The following is a 1,847-nucleotide window of genomic DNA, read 5'->3' as shown; positions in this document are numbered from 1 at the left end:
GTTCTGGCGGACCTTTGCAGATCTGGATCTGATTTTGGATTCAGATCTTTTTTTTAAATTAAAGATTAAAGGACAGACAAGAATGAACATCGAAAAGAAAGCTGTTAGATTACCGCATTTTGTAACGATTGAAAATTTGAGAAACGATGACGTTTCCGCATTGATTGAAAGAGCTGAATATTTCAAACACGGCGGAATTCCTGAAGCATTGACTAATCCGGTGTATGCGGTCAATATGTTTTTTGAGGATTCGACAAGAACTCACACTAGTTTTGAGATGGCCGAAAGAAAACTGGGCTTGACCGTTATTCCCTTTGATCCGGCACACAGTTCGGTCAAGAAGGGCGAAACGCTTTACGATACGCTTTTGACAATGGATGCAATCGGACTGGACTTAGCAGTTATCCGCCATAGGGAAAATGATTATTACAACGATTTGATTGAAACATCCGATAATCAAACGCTTGATATCGGAATTGTAAATGCCGGCGACGGCAGCGGACAGCATCCATCCCAATGTCTGCTCGACATGATGACGATTCATGACCATTTCGGAAGATTTGAAGGATTGAAGGTTGCGATTATCGGCGACTTGACGAATTCACGCGTTGCAAGAAGCGATATGGAGCTTTTGACGCAGCTTGGCGCAGAAGTGTATTTTTCAGGGCCTGAATACTGGTATTCTGACGAATTCGGAAAATACGGCAAATATCTCCCGGTCGATGAACTGGTTGAAAAAATGGACGTGATGATGCTTCTTAGAGTTCAGCACGAACGTCATGACGGAGATTCAAACGAGGGTTCCTTTAATCCTGAAGAATATCATGAGAAATACGGCATTAACGAAGAACGATATGCAAAAATGAAAGACGATGCAATCATCATGCATCCCGGTCCGATCAACCGTGGCGTCGAACTTGCGTCAGAACTTGTCGAATCAGACAAGTCCCGTTTCAAAGTTCAGATGCAAAACGGTGTCTTCATGAGAATGGCAATGATTGAGGCAGTGATGCGCGGACGCAAGCTGGGAGGTTTGGAATAATGAGAACGCTTATTAAGAACGGCACGGTTTATCAAGCCGGTAAATTTACTGATGAGGATATTTTGATTGAAAACGGCAAGATTAAGGCTCTCGGTCAGGATCTGGCGGATTTGACGGATAACATCGATGAAACGTTTGATGCATCAGGGCTTTTGGTTGCACCGGGTTTGGTAGACGTTCACGTTCATTACCGAGAACCTGGTTTCACGTACAAGGAAACGATTAAAACAGGCAGCATGGCAGCCGCACATGGCGGATATACGACGGTCTGTGCGATGCCAAACCTTGATCCTGTTCCGGATACGCCTGAAAAATTACGGCATATGCTGGATTTGAACGAAAAAGACGGTGCGGTTCATGTCCTGCAGTACGCTTCAATTACAAAGGGATTGAAATCAGAAGAACGCGTCGATTATGAAGCCTTGAAGGAAACGGGCGCATTCGGGTTCAGCAATGACGGCTGCGGAGTTCAAACAGCTGGAACGATGTACCTTGCGATGAAGGCTGCTGCTGAAATCGACATGCCGATTGTTGCGCACGTTGAAGACAATTCATTACTGTTCGGCGGCGTGATGAATGCTGGCAAACGGGCTGAAGAACTCGGCTTGCCCGGAATCCTGGGAATCAGCGAATCATCGCAGATTGCGCGCGACCTCTTATTGGCAAAGGAAACCGGTGTTCATTATCACGTTTGTCACGTTTCGACCGTTGAAAGCGTTGAGCTCGTCCGTCTGGCAAAACAGCACGGAATCAACGTGACTTGCGAAGTGGCACCGCACCACCTGCTTTTAAATGAAGAGGACAT

Annotated in this window: 2 protein-coding genes; both read left to right on the top strand. The window is 45.8% G+C overall.

Annotated features, from left to right (window positions below):
- Nucleotides 1-82: 82 nt before the first annotated feature.
- The gene (locus V7Z60_RS09975) at nt 83-1,042 is read left to right on the top strand and encodes an aspartate carbamoyltransferase catalytic subunit (RefSeq protein WP_334117658.1); all 960 of its coding nucleotides are present in this window, start codon (nt 83-85) and stop codon (nt 1,040-1,042) included.
- Nucleotides 1,042-1,847: dihydroorotase (locus tag V7Z60_RS09970; RefSeq protein WP_334117657.1), on the top strand; the 806-nt coding region annotated here is incomplete at its 3' end. The genes V7Z60_RS09975 and V7Z60_RS09970, both read left to right, overlap by 1 nt.

It is taken from the genome of Ligilactobacillus sp., from assembly GCF_036846325.1.
Taxonomy (GTDB): domain Bacteria; phylum Bacillota; class Bacilli; order Lactobacillales; family Lactobacillaceae; genus Ligilactobacillus.
This window is presented reverse-complemented; position numbering and strand designations above follow the sequence as displayed.

Bases quoted from the DNA above. Each gene is read 5' to 3' on its own strand.
- V7Z60_RS09975 (WP_334117658.1), top strand. From the start codon at position 83: ATGAACATCGAAAAGAAAGCTGTTAGATTACCGCATTTTGTAACGATT.